The organism is Ammoniphilus soli (assembly GCF_040813775.1).
This window is the reverse complement of the sequence record NZ_JBEGDL010000014.1, coordinates 114,903-135,727: the sequence shown is the minus strand read 5'-3', so window position 1 is coordinate 135,727 and position 20,825 is coordinate 114,903. Positions and strand designations below refer to the sequence as shown.

Annotated in this window: 25 protein-coding genes; 5 read left to right on the top strand and 20 right to left on the bottom strand. The window is 44.9% G+C overall.

Features of this window, described 5'->3' with window-relative positions:
• Nucleotides 1–38 precede the first annotated feature (38 nt).
• From ABLT31_RS23820 to ABLT31_RS23805, 4 genes are all read right to left on the bottom strand, one after another.
• Nucleotides 39–353, bottom strand: coding sequence for an orotidine 5'-phosphate decarboxylase / HUMPS family protein (locus ABLT31_RS23820; RefSeq protein WP_367756433.1), 315 nt, complete (start codon nucleotides 351–353; stop codon nucleotides 39–41).
• A gap of 29 nt (nucleotides 354–382) precedes the next feature.
• Nucleotides 383–1,333, bottom strand: coding sequence for a sugar kinase (locus ABLT31_RS23815; protein WP_367756431.1), 951 nt, complete (start codon nucleotides 1,331–1,333; stop codon nucleotides 383–385).
• Nucleotides 1,334–1,356: 23 nt separating this feature from the next.
• Complete coding sequence (locus ABLT31_RS23810; protein WP_367756429.1) at nucleotides 1,357–2,379, bottom strand: LacI family DNA-binding transcriptional regulator; 1,023 nt, start codon at nucleotides 2,377–2,379, stop codon at nucleotides 1,357–1,359.
• Between the two features lie 193 nt (nucleotides 2,380–2,572).
• On the bottom strand, nucleotides 2,573–3,745 hold the full coding sequence (locus ABLT31_RS23805; RefSeq protein ID WP_367756427.1) for a M20 metallopeptidase family protein: 1,173 nt from the start codon (nucleotides 3,743–3,745) through the stop codon (nucleotides 2,573–2,575).
• Nucleotides 3,746–4,067: 322 nt separating this feature from the next.
• Between ABLT31_RS23805 and pyrR the strand changes: the two genes are divergently transcribed.
• The 3 genes from pyrR to ABLT31_RS23790 all read left to right on the top strand — a co-directional run bounded on the left by pyrR (nucleotide 4,068) and on the right by ABLT31_RS23790 (nucleotide 6,948).
• Nucleotides 4,068–4,631, top strand: coding sequence for a bifunctional pyr operon transcriptional regulator/uracil phosphoribosyltransferase PyrR (gene pyrR, locus ABLT31_RS23800; RefSeq protein ID WP_367756425.1), 564 nt, complete (start codon nucleotides 4,068–4,070; stop codon nucleotides 4,629–4,631).
• Between the two features lie 4 nt (nucleotides 4,632–4,635).
• Complete coding sequence (locus ABLT31_RS23795) at nucleotides 4,636–5,997, top strand: solute carrier family 23 protein (protein ID WP_367756423.1); 1,362 nt, start codon at nucleotides 4,636–4,638, stop codon at nucleotides 5,995–5,997.
• Nucleotides 5,998–6,153: 156 nt separating this feature from the next.
• Nucleotides 6,154–6,948 carry a glycosyltransferase family 2 protein gene (locus ABLT31_RS23790; protein WP_367756421.1) on the top strand — a complete coding sequence of 265 codons (795 nt, stop codon included), beginning with the start codon at nucleotides 6,154–6,156 and terminating at the stop codon, nucleotides 6,946–6,948.
• 48 nt (nucleotides 6,949–6,996) lie between these two features.
• Here the strand turns inward: ABLT31_RS23790 and mnhG are convergent, their stop codons facing one another.
• From mnhG to ABLT31_RS23755, 7 genes are read right to left on the bottom strand one after another with little or no spacing between them, the layout of a single operon-like run.
• Nucleotides 6,997–7,395 carry a monovalent cation/H(+) antiporter subunit G gene (mnhG, locus tag ABLT31_RS23785; protein ID WP_367756419.1) on the bottom strand — a complete coding sequence of 133 codons (399 nt, stop codon included), beginning with the start codon at nucleotides 7,393–7,395 and terminating at the stop codon, nucleotides 6,997–6,999.
• A complete protein-coding gene (locus tag ABLT31_RS23780) occupies nucleotides 7,373–7,657 on the bottom strand; it encodes a Na(+)/H(+) antiporter subunit F1 (RefSeq protein ID WP_367756417.1) in 285 nt (94 codons plus the stop codon). The genes mnhG and ABLT31_RS23780 overlap by 23 nt, the downstream gene beginning before the upstream one ends.
• A complete protein-coding gene (locus tag ABLT31_RS23775; RefSeq protein WP_367756415.1) occupies nucleotides 7,657–8,133 on the bottom strand; it encodes a Na+/H+ antiporter subunit E in 477 nt (158 codons plus the stop codon). Before ABLT31_RS23775 ends, ABLT31_RS23780 begins: the two co-directional genes overlap by 1 nt.
• Nucleotides 8,134–8,139: 6 nt before the next feature.
• On the bottom strand, nucleotides 8,140–9,618 hold the full coding sequence (locus ABLT31_RS23770) for a Na+/H+ antiporter subunit D (RefSeq protein ID WP_367756413.1): 1,479 nt from the start codon (nucleotides 9,616–9,618) through the stop codon (nucleotides 8,140–8,142).
• Nucleotides 9,611–9,949 (bottom strand): Na(+)/H(+) antiporter subunit C, encoded by a 339-nt coding sequence (locus ABLT31_RS23765; RefSeq protein WP_367756411.1) that lies wholly within the window; start codon nucleotides 9,947–9,949, stop codon nucleotides 9,611–9,613. The genes ABLT31_RS23770 and ABLT31_RS23765 overlap by 8 nt, the downstream gene beginning before the upstream one ends.
• Nucleotides 9,949–10,380, bottom strand: a complete 432-nt coding sequence (locus ABLT31_RS23760) for a Na(+)/H(+) antiporter subunit B (protein ID WP_367756409.1) — start codon at nucleotides 10,378–10,380, stop codon at nucleotides 9,949–9,951. The genes ABLT31_RS23765 and ABLT31_RS23760 overlap by 1 nt, the downstream gene beginning before the upstream one ends.
• Complete coding sequence (locus tag ABLT31_RS23755; RefSeq protein WP_367756407.1) at nucleotides 10,361–12,778, bottom strand: Na+/H+ antiporter subunit A; 2,418 nt, start codon at nucleotides 12,776–12,778, stop codon at nucleotides 10,361–10,363. Before ABLT31_RS23755 ends, ABLT31_RS23760 begins: the two co-directional genes overlap by 20 nt.
• A gap of 214 nt (nucleotides 12,779–12,992) precedes the next feature.
• Between ABLT31_RS23755 and ABLT31_RS23750 the strand changes: the two genes are divergently transcribed.
• Nucleotides 12,993–13,214 (top strand): hypothetical protein, encoded by a 222-nt coding sequence (locus ABLT31_RS23750; protein ID WP_367756405.1) that lies wholly within the window; start codon nucleotides 12,993–12,995, stop codon nucleotides 13,212–13,214.
• A gap of 101 nt (nucleotides 13,215–13,315) precedes the next feature.
• Here the strand turns inward: ABLT31_RS23750 and ABLT31_RS23745 are convergent, their stop codons facing one another.
• The 6 genes from ABLT31_RS23745 to ABLT31_RS23720 all read right to left on the bottom strand — a co-directional run bounded on the left by ABLT31_RS23745 (nucleotide 13,316) and on the right by ABLT31_RS23720 (nucleotide 17,708).
• Entirely contained in the window at nucleotides 13,316–13,639 is a 324-nt protein-coding gene (locus tag ABLT31_RS23745) for an ArsR/SmtB family transcription factor (protein ID WP_462976528.1), read from the bottom strand.
• A gap of 21 nt (nucleotides 13,640–13,660) precedes the next feature.
• Nucleotides 13,661–14,383: a twin-arginine translocase subunit TatC gene (gene tatC / locus ABLT31_RS23740; protein ID WP_367756403.1), complete on the bottom strand. Its 723-nt coding sequence runs from the start codon at nucleotides 14,381–14,383 to the stop codon at nucleotides 13,661–13,663.
• 60 nt (nucleotides 14,384–14,443) lie between these two features.
• Nucleotides 14,444–14,674: a twin-arginine translocase TatA/TatE family subunit gene (locus ABLT31_RS23735; RefSeq protein WP_367756401.1), complete on the bottom strand. Its 231-nt coding sequence runs from the start codon at nucleotides 14,672–14,674 to the stop codon at nucleotides 14,444–14,446.
• 14 nt (nucleotides 14,675–14,688) lie between these two features.
• Nucleotides 14,689–16,302, bottom strand: a complete 1,614-nt coding sequence (locus ABLT31_RS23730; protein ID WP_367756399.1) for a PhoX family protein — start codon at nucleotides 16,300–16,302, stop codon at nucleotides 14,689–14,691.
• Nucleotides 16,303–16,513: 211 nt separating this feature from the next.
• Nucleotides 16,514–16,864, bottom strand: a complete 351-nt coding sequence (locus ABLT31_RS23725) for a toprim domain-containing protein (protein ID WP_367756396.1) — start codon at nucleotides 16,862–16,864, stop codon at nucleotides 16,514–16,516.
• Between the two features lie 4 nt (nucleotides 16,865–16,868).
• Nucleotides 16,869–17,708: a sulfurtransferase gene (locus ABLT31_RS23720; protein WP_367756394.1), complete on the bottom strand. Its 840-nt coding sequence runs from the start codon at nucleotides 17,706–17,708 to the stop codon at nucleotides 16,869–16,871.
• 95 nt (nucleotides 17,709–17,803) lie between these two features.
• Between ABLT31_RS23720 and ABLT31_RS23715 the strand changes: the two genes are divergently transcribed.
• A complete protein-coding gene (locus ABLT31_RS23715) occupies nucleotides 17,804–18,043 on the top strand; it encodes a hypothetical protein (protein ID WP_367756392.1) in 240 nt (79 codons plus the stop codon).
• A gap of 34 nt (nucleotides 18,044–18,077) precedes the next feature.
• Here ABLT31_RS23715 and ABLT31_RS23710 read toward each other — a convergent pair whose 3' ends face one another.
• Genes ABLT31_RS23710 through ABLT31_RS23700 form a run of 3 tightly spaced genes read right to left on the bottom strand, consistent with a single transcriptional unit; the run spans nucleotide 18,078 to nucleotide 20,790 of the window.
• Nucleotides 18,078–18,608 (bottom strand): chromate transporter, encoded by a 531-nt coding sequence (locus tag ABLT31_RS23710; protein WP_367756391.1) that lies wholly within the window; start codon nucleotides 18,606–18,608, stop codon nucleotides 18,078–18,080.
• Nucleotides 18,605–19,189, bottom strand: coding sequence for a chromate transporter (locus ABLT31_RS23705; protein ID WP_367756390.1), 585 nt, complete (start codon nucleotides 19,187–19,189; stop codon nucleotides 18,605–18,607). Before ABLT31_RS23705 ends, ABLT31_RS23710 begins: the two co-directional genes overlap by 4 nt.
• Entirely contained in the window at nucleotides 19,183–20,790 is a 1,608-nt protein-coding gene (locus ABLT31_RS23700; RefSeq protein WP_367756388.1) for a gamma-glutamyltransferase family protein, read from the bottom strand. The genes ABLT31_RS23705 and ABLT31_RS23700 overlap by 7 nt, the downstream gene beginning before the upstream one ends.
• Nucleotides 20,791–20,825: the final 35 nt, after the last annotated feature.

Sequence of the window (20,825 nt, the reverse complement as noted above, 5' to 3'; positions counted from 1 at the left end):
ATAGCGCATTTTCTTCGTTTTGGGGGTAATGATGTGTTTTAGCTTGATGGGCATGGGGCCACCTCAAGGGTATCTGCAATCGTCCGGTCTGCGGAGAACGCCATTACCGTCGTGATATCCGCTCCCGCGTCGAACGCCTGCTGGGCTTCATGCTTTCCTGCATCACATGTTTTCATATCGGCTACGATCACTTTTTGCGGATATTGTTCTTTCATCTTGCGTACTATGGCCATCCCGTATTCCTTAATGACACCTGTTCCGATTTCAATCCAATCAATATCGTCTTCAACTTGCTGCACCACTTGGAAGCATTGTTCCCAGCATAAGCGATCCAGCGCAAGCTGTAATTTCATGGAGTTCACCTCTGACTTTAAGACTAAGTCTATCTTTCAATAACTTCCCTTTCGCCTAGAAAAGCTTGCACATCTTCATATAGAGGAAGTCCCTCATTGTCCCCTTTTACGCTTACCACCATGGAACCGACAGCGTTAGCGAAGGTAAGGGCTTTGCTAAGCTCCCAACCATTTAAGATCCCAAAAACAAAACCTGCATCAAACCCGTCGCCCGCTCCGACCGTATCAACGACTTTTCTTGCTGGAATCGGTGGGGCTTCCACCTTTTGATCCCGGTCAAAGCCTATCGAGCCATGTTCACCGCGTTTAATAATGACATAACGCGCGCCATACTCCATAAACTTTTCCTTGATCGCTTCAAGTTCCGTTACGTTAAGAAGGAGATCGGCTTCTTCTTCACCAGTTAATACAATATCTACAAAAGGCAAGAAGGATGTTAAGGTTTCTTTTGCCTGTTCCTTGCTCCATAGCTTCAGGCGGATGTTTGGATCAAAGGAAACCAGCAGCCCATGCTGCTTAGCAAGCTGAAGCGCTCTTCGAATAATTTCTACGTTATTCCCGCCAATCGCCGGAAATACACCTGTAACGTGGAGAAGCTTGGCTTGTTTGAAATACTCCTCATCCAAATCATCCGGCGTCATGGTTGATGTCGGAGAATTGGCTCGATAGTAAAAGGTCCGGCCCGCTCCGTCTTCCATAACTTCCTTGAAATTTAAAGACGTTGGATATCCATCGACTAGCTTAACTTGGGAGACGTCCATCCCTTCTCCTCTGGCACTATACTGAATAAATCTTCCAAACTCATCATTGCCTAAGCGGCTGATCCAACCTGTCTTTAACCCTAGCCTTGCGCATCCGATAGCAAAATTCAGCTCAGCTCCTCCGATCTTTCGATCGAATGACTGGACGAACCTCATAGGTCCAGTTGCCGAAGGGTTGAAGGTAATCATCCCATCTCCAATGGTGATGACATCTAACATAGGCTTTCACCTCATCTATTTAACTAGTTTTGTACGAGCTTACGAACGGACTCCCGTTCAATCAATTGGGGATGAAATCGGTAAACTTGCGTTTGGGCTTCTCCATCATCCTGTTCGATCTTTCGAAGCAGGAGTTCCACCGCCTTATTCCCCATCTCAACTGCCGGTTGAGCAATCGTGGTGATAGTGGGGGAAAATAGACTGGCAAATGGAATTTCATCGATTCCAATGATGGAAAGATCGTTAGGCAGGCTTAATCCTTTTTCTTTTACAAATTTAAGGATTTGCATTAGAACCAAGTCATTCCCCGCCAGAACGGCTGTCGGACGCGGTGAACAAGAAAACATCTCCTCTAATACCGTGGGTATGTCTTGTTCTTTTGACCCTTTAATAAATTCCTCCACAACGGGAAGATCATATTTATACAGCGCTTTCTTAAAGCCTTCCAGCCTCTCCACCCTTGGCGTAATCAGGCGTTCAATAGAAGCACTAATCACCGCAATGTGCCGATGGTGGTAGCGAATGAAGATTTGCACAGCAATCTCTGCAGCGTTCTGGTTATCCAGGAGAATGGCATCTATGGGCAGCCCGTTTACGATCCGGTCCAAAAATACAAGCGGAAACCTCTGTTTAATCAAAGATTGATACAAGTCGCTATTTCCTCCTGTAGGAAAAATGATTAGCCCATCGACTTGTTTAGCCATGAGATTCATAATATATCCTTTTTCTTTCGCAGGGTCATCATCGGTGTTGCATACGATAACATGGTAGTCACTCTCAAAGCACTTATCTTCAATTGCACGAATGACCTGTGTCGTTAAAGAATGCAGGATATTAGCAACAATCACACCAATCGTTGATGTCTTTTTCTGCTTCAGGCTTCGAGCCAAAACATTCGGCTGATAGCCTAGTTCCTCAATCGCCTCTTCAATTCGTTGCTTGGTCTGTTCGCCCATATATTCAAAACGCCTGTTTAGATACTGAGAAACGGTGCTTTTGGATACACCGGCAAGCTGAGCGACATCCGCCATAGTCACTTTTTTCATTTTAATTCTCCCAATGTAAACGATTAAGTAACCGTTTTTAAAGTATAGTTTTGTGGATAAATCGGTTTACTAAATCGGTATAGTAAAAAGTATAAAGAACTAAACCGGTTTTGTAAATAATAATTTTTATATGCAATACTTTTCCCTATCCAGAAAAAAAAAAGCCGGGGCAAAAAACCCCAGCTTCGTCGTTTTATCCTATATGGTGCAAAACGGTAGATAAAAAAACCTTTCCTGCTAGCAGCATCGAGCGTTCATCCACATCAAACTTAGGATGATGATGAGGGTATTCCGCCCCTAAATCAGGGTTGCCCCCTCCAATAAAAAAGAAGGAACCCGGAACTTTTTGAAGATAGTAGGCGAAATCCTCCCCGCCCATAATCGGATCCATGTCAAAAACATTTTCTCCGCCCAATGCCTCTTTGGCTTGCCGCTCAATAACCCGAGTGGGCTCTGGGTGATTCCAGACCGCAGGATATCCTCTGTGATAGACCACCTTGGCTGTTGCCCCCGCTGTTAAGCAAGTCGCTTGGGTTACCGACTTCAGCGCTTCCTCCATCATATCCCTTACCCCTTCGTCAAAGGTACGGACCGTCCCCATAAGCTTGGCCGTATTAGGAATGACATTATAGGCGTTGCCGCTGACAAACGAACCTACGGTCAGCACGGCTGGTTTCAACGGGTCCACTCGCCGGCTTACAATCTGCTGAAGATTGAGGACTAACTGGCTTCCCACAACAAGTGAATCCACGGTGAGATGAGGGGTCGCCCCGTGCCCGCCTTTTCCCGTTATCTCAATCTCAAAATCATCTGTTGCCGCCATCATATAGCCCTGAACGATCCCTAGCTTTCCTATAGGGATTCCAGACCAGACATGGGCACCGTAAATGACATCTACCCCATCCAAACAACCATCTTCAATCATCGGCAGTGCTCCTCCCGGTGCAACCTCCTCAGCAAACTGGTGAATGAAGACAACATTCCCTTGCAAGCAATCACGCACTTCGCTCAATACCTGGGCAACTCCTAACAATGTGGTCGTATGCACATCATGTCCGCAAGCATGCATGACTCCAGGGATTCGCGACCTATAGTCAACATCCTTCTCATCTTGAATAGGAAGGGCATCAAAATCCGCACGAAGAGCAATCGTCGGACCTGTTTTCCCTCCTCGCAATAGGCCAACGACTCCCTGACCGCCAACCTGAGTCCTAACTTCCAACCCCAGCTTTGTCAAAAACTCAGCAACCTTCTTCGGGGTGTTTTCTTCCTGAAAGGAAAGCTCCGGATACATGTGAAAGTCCCTTCGCATCTTTACAAGCTCTGGATACATCTCCTCAAGTCTCGCAAATAATTGATCCTGCATCCCTGATCATCCTTTTCCGTTCAATAGTAAATAACATTGGTTTCATCATATCATAATCCCAGGTCATTTGGGGCACTAAAAACTGATATTGACAACCCTTGTACCGCATGACATAATATAGTTCAATAAAATAGGTACCTTTAAGGGCAGTCCCGAGAGGCTGACAAGGTGTACGGTGCTTAAGGATAAAGGAGACCAGTCTGGCCACCTTTCTATCCTTCTATTTACGTGCGAACAACTCCTTGTCAGAACATGGCAAGGAGTTTTTTGGGTCTAAATGTAAATTTGGAAATAATAATCCTAATAAGTAAGGGGTGGACTTATGAAATCAGAGAAACTTCAAGAAAAAAGCGTTCTATTAGATGAAGCCGCCATTCGCCGGGCTTTGACTCGTATTGCCCATGAAATCATTGAGCGCAATAAGGGAATCGCGAATTGCGTTCTTGTCGGAGTACGAACAAGAGGTGTTTACTTAGCTAATCGCTTAGCGACTCGAATCCAAGACATTGAGGGCGAAAGAATTCCTGTTGAAGAATTGGATATCACTCTTTATCGGGATGATCTCTTGGAGAAGGACAAGCAGCCCAACATGAAAAACACCGTCCTTCCTGAACAAATCACAGATAAAAAGGTCATCCTCGTCGACGACGTATTATTTACCGGACGAACCGTCCGCGCCGCCTTGGATGCCCTCATGGATAACGGACGGCCCGAGATGATTCAACTAGCCGTTTTAATTGACCGGGGTCATCGGGAGCTTCCCATCCGCCCTGACTTTGTCGGAAAGAATGTCCCCACCTCAAGATCAGAAATCATTGTTGTGGAACTCTCCGAAATTGATCAGCAAGAGCGCGTCACCATCCAAGAGAAAATAGAGGAGGTTTAATGGTATGGCTAAGGATTTTATTGATGTTCATGAAACACCGCCCATACAGAAACTGATCCCCTTGAGCTTACAGCATTTGTTTGCGATGTTCGGCGCTACCGTTCTCGTACCGCTCATCACGGGGCTGGATATCCAAGCTGCCCTTCTTTCTAGCGGTTTGGGCACTTTATTGTACATCTTCCTAACCAAAGGACTTGTTCCCAATTATCTTGGGTCGTCGTTTGCTTTTATTGGACCCATTATCACGGTATCCGCGAGCGAAGGACCGGGTGCAGCGATGCTTGGCTGCTTGCTGGCCGGAATCGTGTTTGCCATCGTTTCTCTTATTGTATCGAGGATCGGCGTTAACTGGCTGAACCGTCTATTGCCGCCTATGGTGATTGGTTCTATCATTATCGTTATTGGTCTAAGCTTAGCTGGCGTGGCTGTCGGCTGGGCCATTAATAATCCTCTGTCTGCTGAAACCCAATATTCCGTAGGAGCCGTAGAAATCGCTTTTGTTACCTTACTCACAACCGTCGTAGCGAATATCTACTTCAAAGGATTTTTATCTGTAATCCCCATCCTTACAGGAATGATTGTAGGTTATGTGTATACGCTCATTCGTTTTCCAGAATGGATTGACCTGGCATCGATCGCTAATGCCCCTTGGTTCATCACTCCAGGAGACATGGTTGCCAATCACTTTCTTACTACACAACTTATTGGCGCATTTAGTTCTCCAAGCGCCTGGATCGCTGCCCTGATTATCGTTCCTGTAGCTTTTGTCACTTTAGCCGAGCACGTCGGACACTTGCTCGTTACAGGTCGGGTGATGAATCGAGACCTTATGAAAAAACCAGGATTGCATCGCACGCTGCTTGGTGACGGGTTAGCCACATCTTTAGCCGCCTTCATTGGTGGACCGCCCAATACCACTTATGGAGAAAACATTGGGGTTCTTGCCATTACTCGTGTATTTAGCCGAAACGTCATTGGATTAGCCGCCATTTTTGCCATTATCTTTGCTTTTGTGGGAAAAATAGGCGCTGCCCTCATGACGATTCCAAAACCTGTTCTTGGCGGGGTTACCATCATTTTATTTGGTATCATTGCCGCTCAAGGGGTAAGAATGTATGTCGAACACAAGATTGACTTTGCCGATAAACGCAACATGGTCATTGCAGCCATCATCCTCGTTACCGGAATCGGCGGATTTAAATTAGAATTCCATGATATCAGCATCAGCAATATCATCGCTAACCTGACCATTGATAACATAGCAATGGCTACCTTCCTCGGCATTCTGCTGCACGCCATTCTGCCTGGAAAGGAAAGTGCATTTGGTGAAGTGGAAGAAGAAAGAATAATGCACAAAGCGTCTTAAGGAACGCAGAAAGAAAAAAGGCTGCCAACAATCTGCAGGATTGAAGGCAGCCTTTTTCCTATCCCGCCTATTCATAACCACCATGGGCATTCCCCCTCTCCTTTTCATCCTCTCCTGTGTATGATAATAGACTAGGATGAATCGAGGAGGTTGAATATGAAGCAAGCACTTGTTACGGTTGTCATTCCTACTTATAATCGTGCTTCCTTTTTGCGCCGCACGATAAAAAGTGTTCGGTCCCAAACGTTTAAAAATTGGAAACTCCTCATTATGGATGATGGCTCAACAGACCATACTCGCCAAGTCGTTGCCCCCTTTCTCTCCGATCCCAGGATTCGCTATGTACGCCAAAAACAAAATAAAGGTGTTTCTTACACGTTAAACCACGCACTTTCTCTTGTCAGCACCAAGTATTTCGCTCAACTGGATTCAGATGATTGGTATGAACCCCATACGTTAGCCAAGTGTGTGAAGAAAATGGAAAAGGCAGATCCCCGCGTAGCTGTCGTATATGGGCATGAAAAGGTTTGGAAGGCTTATCCTAGCGGAAAGATCAAGTTCAGGAGAAAAAAAAGAAAGTCGGTCATCAAAGACAAGTATGATTTTATTACCCTGCACCAAATGATTTACCCTCGCTTTTACCGAACCCGCGCCCTAAGGCGGGTAAATGGCTGGTCCAACCTCGTCCCCTTACAAGGCCGTTATGCGGAGGATCGGCAAATTCTTTTGAAACTTGCTGGTCATTATCACTTCAAACGAATCAACAAAACTTTATATAATCGCTTGGAACATAAAAATAACAACTCTCGAGGAAGAAACCGGCTAAAGTACGCAAAGGTTACGAGGTTTCTATATATAAGAGCTCTCAAGTCATGGGGGAATAAATACCGTCCCATTTTTAAATGGGTAGGCGGCCGATTGAAGGTTGGCGGTTTAAAGAAAGTAAAATAACATCAAAAAACGTGTGAAGAACCGTTGCTCTCCACACGTTTTTTCCATCTATTGCTGTTCTACTGCTTTTTTCATTTTCTTGGACATCTTTTTCACTTTCTTCTGATCATCCCTCTTCAAATCATCCTGTATGGTCTGTTCCCATAAGGGGACCCCCGTTCGATAGGCTGCTCGGCCAATCATATGCCCTCCTACTGGGGCTGTAATCAGCACGAAAACAATGGCCAATAGCAGTTTGGCGCTGACTATCCCCTCCACTGCATAGAAATAAACGAAAGCCCCTAACAAAATACTCATTATTCCAAGGGTTGCGGCTTTCGTTGCCGCATGCGTACGGTTATAGAAATCAGGCAAGCGCAAGAGACCGAACGTGCTAAGCAAGCTAAGCAGGGAGCCAATAAGAAGGAGCAGTCCAGCAAAAATCTTAGCGATTTCGATTGCGCTCAATGACTTCACCTCTTTCCAAGAACTTCGAGTAGGAAACCGTTGCGATAAATGAAAGAATAGCAAGCAGCAAGATGATTTCCAGGAAAGCCTGGGTGCCCAGCATTACCGATACGATGGCGACTAGTCCGATAATGTTTACCCCAACTGAATCCGCGGCTATTACCCGATCAGGAGTAGAAGGCCCCTTAAAGACCCGATACAAGGTAGCCAAAATTGATACCGAAAGAATAATCAGAGATAGGGAAATTAACGTCTCAAACATTATCGGGTCACCTCCATGATCGCTTTCTCAAACGATCCCTTAATTTGGTTGATAGCCTCTTTAGCATCCGGCAAGTCCATGGCATGTATGTACAGCACATTTCCCTCTTCTGACACCTCTAGTGATAATGTGCCTGGAGTCAGCGTAATGAGACAAGCCAACAAGGTAATTTCCCAATCACTTTTCAAAACCGTAGGAAGAGCGAAGATTCCTGGCCGAAAATCCATCTTCGGCCGCAAAATCAATTTGATTACACTCCAACTGGAAAGGATGAGTTCCTTAATAAAAAGTAAAATTAAATTCACAACAGCAATGACTCTTCTAAAATAAAACGGAGCCTGAAGGAACCGGCGAAATGCGAAGAGGAGCCCCAGCCCAATGATGTAACCTAAAACAAAGGTCACCGGACTCCAATCTTGATTTAAAAACATCCAGATAAAAGCAAGCAAAAAATTCAACAATACTTGGACGGCCATAGTCATCTACTCCTTTAGCACCGCTTGAATGTAGATATTCGGATCCATTAGCGTTTCCGCGGCAATCTCAATATACGGATAGACATAATCGGCTCCTAATCCCAACGCAATCGTGAAGAAAAGCAATACTGCACATGGGGCCAACAAGCCTTTATCACTGCCTTTTTCCTCTTCAGGGCTCAACAAGGTTTCCTTCCAAAATCCATTCATAAATACCTTGATGATCGAATACAGGACAAGCAAGCTCGTTGCTAAGCTAATTCCTGAAATCCAATACATTTGTGCACTAAGGCCCCCTTGAACAACCAACAGCTTACCAATAAAGCCGCTCAATGGAGGTACCCCGGCTAAAGCAAGTCCTGCAACAAAGAACATCCAGCCTAAACCGGGATGGTATTTGATGAGACCGCCCATCTTTTTTAGATTACTCGTTCCGGCAATGCCAATCATGGCGCCCCCTAGCAGAAACAGAAGAGCCTTGACAATCATGTCGTGGATCAGGTAAAAGATTGCTCCTTCAATCGCTGCTGTGTTAAACGCCGCGAGCCCAAAGACAATGAAACCAACAGCAATGACCACATTATAGGCCAGGATTTGGCGAACATCCCAAAACGCAACAGCCCCTATGGCTCCAAGTATCATAGTTGCTGCAGCCATCCAGGCAATGACCTGATGAGTAATTTCGGGCTGGTGATAGAAAATGAGCGTAAACGTCCGGAAGATCGCGTAGATCCCTACTTTTGTCAGTAACCCCGCAAACAAGGCGGCGATCGGAGTAGGCGGTGCACTGTAGGAACCAGGCAGCCAGAAGTAAAGAAATAAACCGGCCTTCAAGCTGAAGACAACCAGAAACATTAAGGCAACAACATTCAACACCCCTGCTTGACCGGCTTCAGCCACCCTCACCGATAAGTCGGCCATATTCAACGTCCCCGTAATCGCGTATAAATACGCAACAGAAGCGACAAATAAGGCAGACGATACGATATTGACCAGTAGGTATTTCAAGGTTTCACGAAGCTGGATTCGAGTAGAACCCAAGACAATAAGTACATAGGAAGAAATCAACATGATTTCAAAGAAAACGAACAGGTTAAAAATATCCCCTGTCAGAAACGATCCGCTGACACCTGCCAATAAAAATTGAAAAAACGGATAGTAGTAGAATTTTTCTCTCTCTGCACCTATGGAGCGAAACGAAAACCATAAACAGCCTAGGGCCACAATCGCTGTCGTCAGGACAAGCAAGCTGGCAAACATATCTGCCACTAAAACAATTCCGTATGGCGGTTTCCATCCCCCAAGGTATAACGTCTGAATGCCTTCCGTATAAACTTGTTGCACCATATTGGCTGAAATTGCAGTTAATACCAATACCGATGCAAAACTTATCCATCTTTGCAACCCAATCTGGCTGCGGAGGAAGATAAGAATAATGCCTGTGAGGACAGGAAGAACAATGGGTAGCACAACAAGGTTATTCATGATCATTTCCCCTTAACTTATCCATATCATCCGTTCCCAGCTCCTTATAGGCCCGATAAGCTAAGACGAAGAAAAAACCCGTCACACCAAAGCTGATTACGATGGCCGTCAGGATGAGGGCCTGCGGGAGCGGATCGGTATACAAGGCTGCTTCCTCCCCTAAAAGCGGAGGAGACCCGGTTTTCAAACCGCCCATCGTCAATATGAGCAGATGAACGGCATGACTCAAAATACCCGTCCCAAGAATAATCCTTAAGATACTCTTCGTTAATATCAAATAAGTGGCTACCATAAATAAAATACCGACAACCACCGACATTAGGATTTCCATTATTCATCATCCTCCCCAATGGCTAGAATAATGGTCATGGTGACACCAACAACGGTCAGATAAACACCTAAGTCAAACAGGACGGCCGTAGCCAGCTCTGTTTTGCCCAGGAAGGGCAGATAGAAATATCCGAAGGAATGGGTGAGAAAAGGAACGTTGAAAATAAAAGATCCAAGTCCCGTTGAAACGGCAATCAGCAGCCCTAATGCCGTCATCTTTTTATAATCGATAGGAAGAATCTTATTTATCGTTTCGATGTCATACGCAACGTAAAGCAGGACCAACGCTGCACCCGTCATCAAGCCTCCGATAAACCCCCCACCGGGGTTGTGATGTCCTGCAAAAAACAAGTATAGCGAAAACAGGAGAATGATGAACGAAATCGTTCGTGTAACAGTTTGTAGAATTACATCATTCGTTCTCAAGATCATCCCTCCTAGCCAGACGCAATTTAATCATGGAATAAACACCTAATGATGCAACCCCTAACACTAAAATCTCCCACATAGTGTCGAATCCCCGGAAATCTACCAGGATGACGTTAACCACGTTTTTTCCTCCAGCTTCCTTATAGCTCGCCTCCAAGAAATATTCGGAGATCGGGACAAACAGTCGGTTTGCCGTAGCCGAGAAGGCAACCAGCATCATCACGACCCCTACTCCAACGGAAATGATGAAATTCGTTGCTTTAAAAGGAATGCGCCCCATTTCTTTCTTAAGCTTAGGCAGGTGATAGAAACAGAGCAGGAATAACGCGACTGAAACCGTTTCTACAATTAGCTGGGTTAATGCCAAATCCGGCGCTCTAAATACGACGAAGAACAATGCCAACATGAAGCCTACGACACCAACCGAAAGAATGGCTGATAGACGAGACTCAAAAAAGGGAACCGCTATGGCTGCAGCGACCATGATTAGAGCCATAATCACTTCATAGATCCCGATTGGCGATGTTTGAGATGCATCAAACGAAAACGCGTTTAAGGCAAACAGCCCACCACCGATCAAAATGATCAGGAAAGCAAAAATATACACCAGGTAATCACGGATGAAGCCTGTCATATGGAAGCGGGTAATGGCATTCGAGATTCTCTCCATGGAAACAAGACCTTGATCATAGAAGTGATTAAGGGCTAGCTTCTTAGGGAACCAATTATAAATTCCTGACCATTTAGCGAGGCTCAGATATAAAATTGTTCCAAGCGCAACTACACCGAAAGTCATCAACAATTCTGTCGTGACCCCATGCCAATGATAAATATTGACATAAAACTGCTGATCCGGAGCCAATAAGCTTGGCAAGATAGAAGCCATGGCCGGCTCAATGAGCGTATAAGACAGGAGATTCGGAAAAGTCCCAAAGATGACAACCAATGAAGCCAGGATAATAGGAGGAATTAACATTCCCAGTGGAGCTTCATGGGGCTTTTTATCCAGTTTTTCCGGCTGATGCTTGCCGGTAAAGGTCTTAAATACCAGGACCATGCTATAGATAAAAGTAAATACACTAGCTACCCAAGCAAGAACAGGAAATAACATGCCCCAGGTCTGCATATTGAACAAGTCCAGCTTGCTCGCATTTAACACACCTGTAAAAAAGAGCTCTTTACTTAGAAAACCATTAAACGGCGGAAGCCCCGCCATGGAAAATGTTCCAATAATCGCTAGTGTAAAGGTAATCGGCATAAGCGACATCAGACCGCCTAGTTTGCGAATGTCTCTTGTCCCTGTTTCATGATCTACGATACCTACCACCATGAAGAGACTTCCCTTAAATGTGGCATGGTTGATTAAATGGAAAATGGCTGCAAGCGTCGCTGTTGTATATACGGCACTTTCTTTGCTATAGCCAAAATGAACAGCCGCCGAGCCTAATCCTAGCAAAGACATAATTAGACCTAATTGACTGATGGTTGAGAAAGCCAGTATAGCTTTTAAGTCCGTCTGTTTTACCGCCGAGAATGAGCCCCAGAACAAAGTGACTATTCCAAAGCCTGAAACTAACCAGAACCATTCGGCTTGTCCTGCGAAAATCGGACTTAGTCTAGCTACTAAGTAAATCCCCGCCTTAACCATGGTTGCCGAATGCAAGTAAGCACTAACTGGAGTCGGCGCTTCCATCGCATCGGGCAGCCAGATATGAAAGGGAAACTGAGCAGACTTGGTAAATGCCCCTAACAAAATGAGCAGCATGGCAGGCAAGAACAACTCATGGGTGGAAATGACCCCCACTTGCGCTATAATCCCACGAATACTGTAGGTACCCGTCATCAGATAAAGCAGGATGAAGCCTGCAAACATAGCAAAGCCACCGTAAACGGTGATAAGCATGGATTTCAGTGCTCCATAGCGAGACTTTTCTCTTTGGTACCAATAGGCAATAAGCAAGAAGGAGGCTAAACTAGTTAACTCCCAGAATACATAGAGTACAAGTAAATTGTCGGATAAAACCACACCAAGCATAGCTCCCATAAACATCAGGAGATAAACATAGAACGAGTTTAGCGCTTCCTTACCCTTGGACAAATAATAGATGGAGTACAAGACCACCAATGTCCCAATTCCCGTAATCAGCAAGGCGAATAGGAGACCTAACCCATCCACATAAGCAGTAAAATTAATGCCTAGTGAGGGGATCCATTCTACTGTATGCTGAACGACATCTCCGTTTGAAACAATGGGAAGAAATTGGACAAGGTATGTAAATAACAAAAGGGGCAAAATGAGGACAAACCATCCCGTATGTATTCGGCGTGCATATTTATACAAAAAAGGTATAAATACGGCCCAAATAAAAGGTGATAAGATGACGAGCTGTAACCAGGCCAAAACAAAAACCTCCCTTTCCCGATGGAACAAAGTACATACAATTGCATTATATATGAAAAACTTCGTCTTTTCATCTTATCGTACTCTGATTTCCCCCTTTTTACTCGAACTTATATATAGGTAGAAACACCGAAAAAAAAATTTTTTTTTAAAAGACAAATGTATAAAAACCACCTCTTTATCCCATCTTAATGAGATGAAAGAGGTGGCAAATATGGTCCTTAGATCAGCAATCGTTGCGATTCTTCTCTTTTTTACTCTTTTTGCATCAGCTTGGTTTTTTCATGCACAGATGAATCGGTATGGAGCCATTCATCCGAATTCTAATAAGGCTGATGTACAGATCGCCCGTGCTCAGCAAGTTGACCTTGAACTGTTTGAACCTTTCCAGCCCCGAGAATATATTAAAATCCGAAACCGCAAAAAAACTGGGTAGCGCAAGCTACAAGTTTTCCACGTTCTGTCCAAATAATGCAACGAGGTTATATACTCGGTCAGTAGGGTAAAAAAATAGAGGGTGCTATCAATTAGCAGCCTCTATTTTTTGTTCGTCTCTTGCATCGCATAGAGCATAGAAATGTTATCAACCAAGTGGTTGTTAAAAATTTTTTTTGCCACTACTAGCAGATCTTTAATCATCGGATCCCGCAGCTCATAGAAAACACTCGTTCCTTCCTTACGCCAAGAGACAATATTCTTGTTTCTTAATATCGCTAACTGTTGAGAAACAGCCGAGCCTTCACTGTTTAAAATGGTTTTCAGTTCATTTACATTCTTCGTGCCCTCCGAAAGCAGCTCCAGAATTCTGATCCTTAAAGGGTGAGCCAACGCTTTAAAAAACTCAGCCTTAAATTTTGGCAATTCTTCTTTGATGGTTTAGGCTTAGGCTTCTATTTCCTCTGACAGTCTTTTTCTGTATACCCACTTCGATAATGTGACACTAATTTCATAAAGTACCAGCAAAGGGATCAGGACTAAAATATCCGAAATGAAATCTGGCGGCGTAATAAGTACGGAAACGACAATGAGGGAGAAATAAGCCAGTTTTCTAGCCTTCGCTAAGCGTACCGGGTTCAGAATTCCAAGGCGCGTAAGGAACATGACCACAAGAGGCATCTCAAATAGAAACCCGAACGGAAGCGTAAGGTTTAACATAAACCGGAAGTATTTATCGGCTGTAAACATCGTTTCGAACTGGGCAGCTGACAAGGCGGTTAAGAAGCCCAATACGCTGGGAAACAAGATGAAATACCCAAATGAAATACCGATCATAAACAGAATAAACAACCCTGGAATAAAGCTTAGAGTTACCCTCCGCTCTTCTTTTGATAGTGCGGGATAAACAAAACGCCACGTTTGAAATGCCGCCACCGGGATGGTCACGGCAATGGCAAACACCCCCGCTATCATCATATATACCCAAAGGATATCACTTGGACCTAGAATAGCTAGCTTTTGATCTAGGTCCTTGACTAGCCAGTCATATATATCCTTAACATAGATAAAAGATGCCACAAGAGCTACAAGAAAAGCAATCGCGGTCTTGATCAGCCGGTTGCGCAATTCACCCAAGTGCTCTACCAGGTGCATATCTTGTTGTCCCATATTTCCCTCCTTAGATATAAAAAGGATGCAGACGGGTGTCCCCATCTACATCCCCGTGTATTAAACAGCAGGCTTGTCTTTCTTTTCGACAGTTACAAGTTCAGGCTTCTTTTCTTCTGCTTTCACTTCTTCCTTGTCGTCACCTGAAACTAACCCTTTGGTTGCGCTCTTGAACTCGGTTAAGGTACGTCCAAAAGCACGTCCGATTTCAGGAAGCTTGGAAGGCCCGAAGATAATTAAGGCAATGACCAGGATTAAGATTAATCCGGGAATTCCGATGTTAGAGAACATAGTTTTTCAACCTCCTAGAATTTAAATCCTTTGATAGCGACGACACCTGGACGAGCGATCGTGTCGCCAGCACGGTGCGGCCATGTACCGTCCGGATGCTGAACAGAAAGGAATAGAGTCTTTTCATCCGGTGTAAACCAAGGACCTGTCAATTCACATCCGGATGGACCGGAAGCGAAACGGAATGCTTCACCAGTATTTGGTCCAGAAGTCGGGATAACAAACATAGAGTTATTTCCAAAAGGACCCATAATATTATCGTTTCTAGGGCTGTAATCCGTTACCGTCCAAAGGTTCCCATTGCTGTCAAAGCTCAAGTTGTCAGGGGCGCTGAATCCACTTTGACGTCCGCCTGCAGCAAAGATTTCAAAGGTGAATTCCAGAGAACCAAGGTCACCATCTTTTTCATAGAAACGAGTAATGTGACCATGAATGTTACCGTGATTATCGTTATTGGTGTGTGCAATAAAAATCGTGTTGTCAAACGGGCTAATTTCCGTATCTTCTGGACGATCGGTCGGTGTCCCTCCCACTAGCAAGGCTGCTTCTTGTGCATTAACGAGAACTTCAGCCTGTGTGGAATATTTCTCTTTCAATTTAGGGGTTTTTTCAATGTCTAGCGGAATCCAAACGCCCTTCTTCATATCAGCTGTATAAAGCGTACCATCCTCAAGCAATTTGGAGTTTTCTTTCCCAGCAGCAGCATTATATTTTCCATTCGAAACGAATTTATAAATACAGGCGTCTTTTTTATCATCACCCATATAAACAGCTATGCGTCCATCTTTTGTAAGACCCATGGATGTATTTTCATGGTTAAAACGTCCAAGCGCTGTGTGCTTGCGAGGAGCAAAGTTCTTGTCTGCACCAGCATCTGTCACATCGAAAGGATCTACTTCGATAACCCAGCCATAGTGTTCAGAGGGCAATCCAGCTTTTTTAGCTTGACTCTCATAGTTCTCTTCACAGGAAAGAACAGTATTCCAAAGAGTCATCCCACCAGAGCAGTTGGCCCATGTTCCCTGAACGGTTGTAGCTCCACCTACTGCAGCAGAACCGGCAGCTTTACCAACCAGCTTAAAGGCAGTTAATCCATTGTGACGACGTGCATATTTGGATGTAGGATCCATCTTCCAGGATCCATTCGCATCCTTATAAACCTCAATAATGGTTCCACCTTGATGGTAAAGCTGTTTCGTCAGCAAGTTTGACCCTTGCATAGAAGCTGGCATTGCGCTGTCGATCAATGCACTGTCGGTGACATACTCACAGTTCGTCCACAACAAACCTCTTTCACTGGATCCATTGATCGGGAAGAATACATTTAAATCTGCATTGTAACCAAAGGTGTCCCCTGCAGGATTAATGACGTCGCCGTATACAGCTACAACATCATAGGTAAAGCCTTCAGGCAATTTAAGATCATTGGACCAATCAATATCAATTGGCTTGAAAAATCCCTGAGCCTTCTTCGTCTTTTTCACTTTATCGGTTTCGAACAGATGATCTGCAGGACTAGCAGCTTCAGCAGTTGGAGCAAGAGTTCCTAAACCTGCAGAGGCAGCAGCTAGAGCAGCAGCTCCTGTTCCAAGGTACCCCAAAAATTTACGTCGATTCATGTTTTCCATTGTTTCCTCTCCCTCTTTATCTGAATGTAATGGATTAGCTTGTCCTTAGTACGATTCATATCATACGGGAAAATTACTAATCTACTATGTTCATTGTGTTAATGTTTAATTGAGAAGGTTAAGAAAACGTTAAAGTTGCATGCAAAACCTTTACAATATCAAATATAAAAAGCTGCATGCAGATTGACCTGCACACAGCTCTTCTTATTAGCTACTCTCCTTCTATTAGATATTCCTCATGAACAGCAAAATGGGCGTCATCCAGTATTTTGGCTAAATGCTCGAGGGGAGTTGTAGCTACTTCCCGATACATTCTTCTGGTATATAAATGTCTTGCATTAGGAAGCTCGCGTTTCAGCTGCTGCCTCAGTTTATTCCCAGCACCATCTGCATCGACTAAGACGTACACGTCCTCATCCTGAAGGGGCAATATGATATCCTCAACTTTATCCTCGCTTAAAGTCCCATACGTACAAACAATTTCTACAGGCTCATTGAGAATTTGCAAGAGCTTTTCCTTATCTGTCTTACCCTCGACAATGATGATTTTCGGCTGATCCATTCCTCTACTCTTCTTCCCTTCCTGCTGGATTATCGGGATACGAGCACCAATCACTCCAGCTGCCTGGATAGAGCCTCACCTTTTCATAGCCTGCTTCTTTTAAGCCAAGAATATTAGGACAAGCTGTAACCCCTGATCCGCAGTACACGATAATTTCTTTGGATGGATCTATGTCCTTGAACTGTTGCTTCAAGCTTTCTTCTTCTTTCCAGGTTCCTTCGTCGTTTAAGACACCCTTCCAAAAGTAGTTTTTTGCTCCCGGAATATGTCCAGCTACAGGATCAATGTGTTCTTCAAGTCCTTTATATCTTCTTTCTTCGCGGGAATCAATTAAAATGACTTCTTCTGCATCCTTCTTGGCTTTCACCCAATTGATATCGGCCACCATCTCCTCTTGGACTTTCGCTTCATAGCGTTCTGGATTCGGCTGTAAAACCTCTGAGGTTACCGGGTATCCTTTTTTCTTCCAAGACGAGTAGCCATCGTTAAGCACATATACCTGATCATGACCTAAATACTGCAACAGCCACCATAGACGGGAGGCCATGGCTCCTCCTTGGTCGTCATAAGCCACCACTATGGTCTTTTCGCTTATACCGGCTTGTCCGAGTTTCTCAACAAAATCTTCAATCTTCGGCAATGGATGCCTTCCGCCATGCTTCTCTTTTGCTCCGGACATATCTTTCTCCAAATCAAAGTAAACAGCGCCCGGAATATGATCTTCATCATAAGCCTGCTTTCCAGCCTCTGGCTTTCCTAGTGTAAATCTGCAATCTGCAACTCTTACAGAGGAGTCCGATAATTTCTCCTTTAGCCAATCGCTTGTAACAAGATGAGTTTTCATTTTTCCACATCCTTGAATAAATTTTGTTGTTTATTTGTCGATATATATCGAATCTTTTAACTTTAAATGAATGCTCATTCATATTATAGTTTAGTATGTACAAGAACTGGTATACCAAAGAGGGGAGCGAAACCATAATCATGCCTATCACCTATACGAGAGAGGAAATCTACGAGTCCTATAGCATAAGTGAGTTGGATGCCAAAAGAAAGGACCTTATTGAGGCCTTAAGTATAAGCAAGCTTTCTGACTACGAAACGATTGAAGTGAATAACTTGATCAGCCTTATCAGTCAACGAATTCAGTTGATGAATGAATTACTTGGCGTATCTTAACGCATAACGGGGATTACATCCCCGTTTTTTGTTTTCATCCCAATACCAGCCCGCCATAGACAAGTGTCCCTAGAATGACAAAGGCGGGGTGTACCTTCCATTTTTCCATGAGCAAAAAGCTGGCAATAATAAGAAATGCCGTGTGACCTACACCTGCCTTCGCGTAACCATTCATAACGAACTGAACGGCTATGGCTCCTAGCATGACTGCAACAGCAGGCCGGATGAGCGCCGTCATTTTTTTGACCCGAGGGGAATCTTTAAACCGGTTCAGCACTCCCATTAACAACATCATGGCTAATAAGGATGGGGCAACTGTGGCAAATATCGCAATAATCGAGCCTAATATGCCCCCCACTTGATACCCGATAAACCCCGCCATTTTGGTGCTGATCGGACCAGGCAAGGCATTTCCTAAGGCTAATACATTCCCAAATTCCTCACTGCTCAACCAGCCATATCGGTCAACAATTTCATATTGAACAAGCGGGATGGAAGAAGGACCTCCTCCGTACCCCACGATACCTGGAATAAAAAAGGCAAGGAAGATTTCCCACAAAATCATTTGTTCGCCGCCTCCTTTTGCACTTCCTGCCCCTCTGCCGGAGTTTTTTTTCCACCCCATAGGAGTGCATAGGACAACAGAATGCCAATTAATAAGGCGGGATGCAAATCTAGTAGCTCAAGGGCAATAATGCTTACGGCAACTAGGCTAAGCGTGAGCATTCGACCTTCCCCCTGCCATGACCTTTTTAAGAAATCGTAGGCCAGAACAAACATCATGACGCCAATCACAGGCTGAACAGCCGTTGTCATCCCTACAACCCATGAAGCATCTTTGATGGCATAAAGGGAACCCAGCAACAGACCCATCAGCAAAACCGTAGGAACCACCGTAGCTGCCGTAGCAACAATAAGACCGATCAATCCTGCCTTTTGGTATCCGATATAACCGGCTAACTTGGTCACAATCGGTCCAGGCAGGGTATTGGCTATAGCTAAAAGGTTGCCAAATTCCTCGTCTGTCACCCATTTATACCGGTCAACTGCTTCCTTATGAAACAGAGGAATAGAAGAAGGCCCCCCTCCATAACCGAGCACACCAGCCCGAAAAAAACCTAAAAACAACTCCCAGTAAACTACCATGCCGCCACGGCTCCATCTGTTCGAGGCTCCGTTCCTCCCGCCAGCACTCCATTTTCTAATCGAATAATGATTTGCCCGCGGCCGAAGCCTTCTGATCCGAGGGCCCACTCAATTTGGTGCCCCTTGTCTGCGAGAGATAAAGCTAAATGGTCAGGAACACCGATTTCCAGCTCAACCTTTTTGTCCTTAATCCATCTCCAACGAGGAGCATCCAAGGCCGCTTGGGGGTTGAGCTGGAAGTCAATCATATTCATCATCACTTGCACATGCCCTTGAGGCTGCATAAAAGCACCCATCACCCCAAATGGCCCTACAGCCTTTCCATCTTTAGTGAGGAATCCAGGAATAATCGTATGGTACGGTTTTTTTCCGGGAGCCAAACCATTTACATGCGTTGGATCTAAAGTAAAGTTATGTCCCCGGTTATGCAGAGCAATTCCTGTCCCAGGAACAACTAAACCAGAACCAAACCCCATGTAGTTGCTCTGGATAAAGGAAACCATGTTTCCTTCTTCATCCGCTGTGGCAAGATAAACCGTTCCTCCCTTTGGAGGTTGACCGGGGAACGGAGCTAGGGCACGCTCTCCAATTAAGGCCATTCTTTGCCTAGCATACTCTTCAGAAAGTAACCTTTCGACATTGACCCTCATTTGGTCCATTTCGGTAATTTCCTGGAGCCCATCCGCAAAAGCCAGCTTCATGGCCTCAATTTGCTTGTGCAAGGTATCTGCTTGATCTCTTGCCGTAAATTCGAATCCCTCTAAGATTTTTAAGGCCATGAGTGCGACCAGCCCTTGTCCGTTTGGCGGTATCTCCCAGACATCGTAACCTCGGTAATTTACAGAAATAGGCGTTACCCATTCCGGCTTATAGGCCGCTAGGTCTTCCTTTCTCAAGTAGCCGCCATATTCTCGAGAGAATTGGTCAATTCGATCCGCAATCTCTCCCCGGTAGATGGATTCCCCCTTCGTTTCTGCAATTGATCTAAGAGTCTTTGCGTGTTCAGCTGATCTCCAGATTTCCCCCACTTGGGGCGCTCTTCCTTCCGGGGCAAAAACCTCGAACCAATGCTTAAAACATTCTTCTTTTAATTCTTCTTGATATTGATTAACAGCGGCCCTCCAGCTTTTCCCTAACGTAGGGGAAATGGGATATCCGTTCTCGGCGTATTCAATAGCCCGTTGGAGTGTCTCGGTTAGCGGCAGCTTTCCAAAACGTTCTGATAAGGCAGCCCAGGCTGAGGGCGCTCCAGGGACGGTTACAGGAATCCAGCCGTATTTCGGCATTTCCTTGTAGCCTGCTTCCTTGAGCTTATCAATGGAGATCCCCTGCGGTGCGGTTCCGCTCGCATTTAAACCATGAAGCTCTCCTTTTATCCATACAAGTGCAAATGCATCTCCACCAATGCCATTTGACGTTGGCTCCACTACGGTTAGACATGCCGCTACAGCAATAGACGCATCGACGGCATTGCCGCCCTTCTTCAGAATATCCAGCCCTGCCTGGGCAGCAAGAGGCTGGGAGGTAGCCACCATGCCTTTCTTCGCGTACACCACATTCCGTTGGGATCGATAGGGGTAATATTGAGATTCGATGTTCATTTGTACCTCCTCTAAAACTCCACACTTCTTCCATG

Coding starts and splice junctions, on each gene's coding strand:
- ABLT31_RS23820 (WP_367756433.1), bottom strand. CDS start 353: ATGAAATTACAGCTTGCGCTGGATCGCTTATGCTGGGAACAATGCTTC.
- ABLT31_RS23815 (WP_367756431.1), bottom strand. CDS start 1,333: ATGTTAGATGTCATCACCATTGGAGATGGGATGATTACCTTCAACCCT.
- ABLT31_RS23810 (WP_367756429.1), bottom strand. CDS start 2,379: ATGAAAAAAGTGACTATGGCGGATGTCGCTCAGCTTGCCGGTGTATCC.
- ABLT31_RS23805 (WP_367756427.1), bottom strand. CDS start 3,745: ATGCAGGATCAATTATTTGCGAGACTTGAGGAGATGTATCCAGAGCTT.
- pyrR (WP_367756425.1), top strand. CDS start 4,068: ATGAAATCAGAGAAACTTCAAGAAAAAAGCGTTCTATTAGATGAAGCC.
- ABLT31_RS23795 (WP_367756423.1), top strand. CDS start 4,636: ATGGCTAAGGATTTTATTGATGTTCATGAAACACCGCCCATACAGAAA.
- ABLT31_RS23790 (WP_367756421.1), top strand. CDS start 6,154: ATGAAGCAAGCACTTGTTACGGTTGTCATTCCTACTTATAATCGTGCT.
- ABLT31_RS23780 (WP_367756417.1), bottom strand. CDS start 7,657: ATGTTTGAGACGTTAATTTCCCTATCTCTGATTATTCTTTCGGTATCA.
- ABLT31_RS23775 (WP_367756415.1), bottom strand. CDS start 8,133: ATGGCCGTCCAAGTATTGTTGAATTTTTTGCTTGCTTTTATCTGGATG.
- ABLT31_RS23770 (WP_367756413.1), bottom strand. CDS start 9,618: ATGAATAACCTTGTTGTGCTACCCATTGTTCTTCCTGTCCTCACAGGC.
- ABLT31_RS23765 (WP_367756411.1), bottom strand. CDS start 9,949: ATGGAAATCCTAATGTCGGTGGTTGTCGGTATTTTATTTATGGTAGCC.
- ABLT31_RS23760 (WP_367756409.1), bottom strand. CDS start 10,380: ATGATCTTGAGAACGAATGATGTAATTCTACAAACTGTTACACGAACG.
- ABLT31_RS23750 (WP_367756405.1), top strand. CDS start 12,993: ATGGTCCTTAGATCAGCAATCGTTGCGATTCTTCTCTTTTTTACTCTT.
- tatC (WP_367756403.1), bottom strand. CDS start 14,383: ATGGGACAACAAGATATGCACCTGGTAGAGCACTTGGGTGAATTGCGC.
- ABLT31_RS23735 (WP_367756401.1), bottom strand. CDS start 14,674: ATGTTCTCTAACATCGGAATTCCCGGATTAATCTTAATCCTGGTCATT.
- ABLT31_RS23730 (WP_367756399.1), bottom strand. CDS start 16,302: ATGGAAAACATGAATCGACGTAAATTTTTGGGGTACCTTGGAACAGGA.
- ABLT31_RS23725 (WP_367756396.1), bottom strand. CDS start 16,864: ATGGATCAGCCGAAAATCATCATTGTCGAGGGTAAGACAGATAAGGAA.
- ABLT31_RS23720 (WP_367756394.1), bottom strand. CDS start 17,708: ATGAAAACTCATCTTGTTACAAGCGATTGGCTAAAGGAGAAATTATCG.
- ABLT31_RS23715 (WP_367756392.1), top strand. CDS start 17,804: ATGTACAAGAACTGGTATACCAAAGAGGGGAGCGAAACCATAATCATG.
- ABLT31_RS23710 (WP_367756391.1), bottom strand. CDS start 18,608: ATGATTTTGTGGGAAATCTTCCTTGCCTTTTTTATTCCAGGTATCGTG.
- ABLT31_RS23705 (WP_367756390.1), bottom strand. CDS start 19,189: ATGGTAGTTTACTGGGAGTTGTTTTTAGGTTTTTTTCGGGCTGGTGTG.
- ABLT31_RS23700 (WP_367756388.1), bottom strand. CDS start 20,790: ATGAACATCGAATCTCAATATTACCCCTATCGATCCCAACGGAATGTG.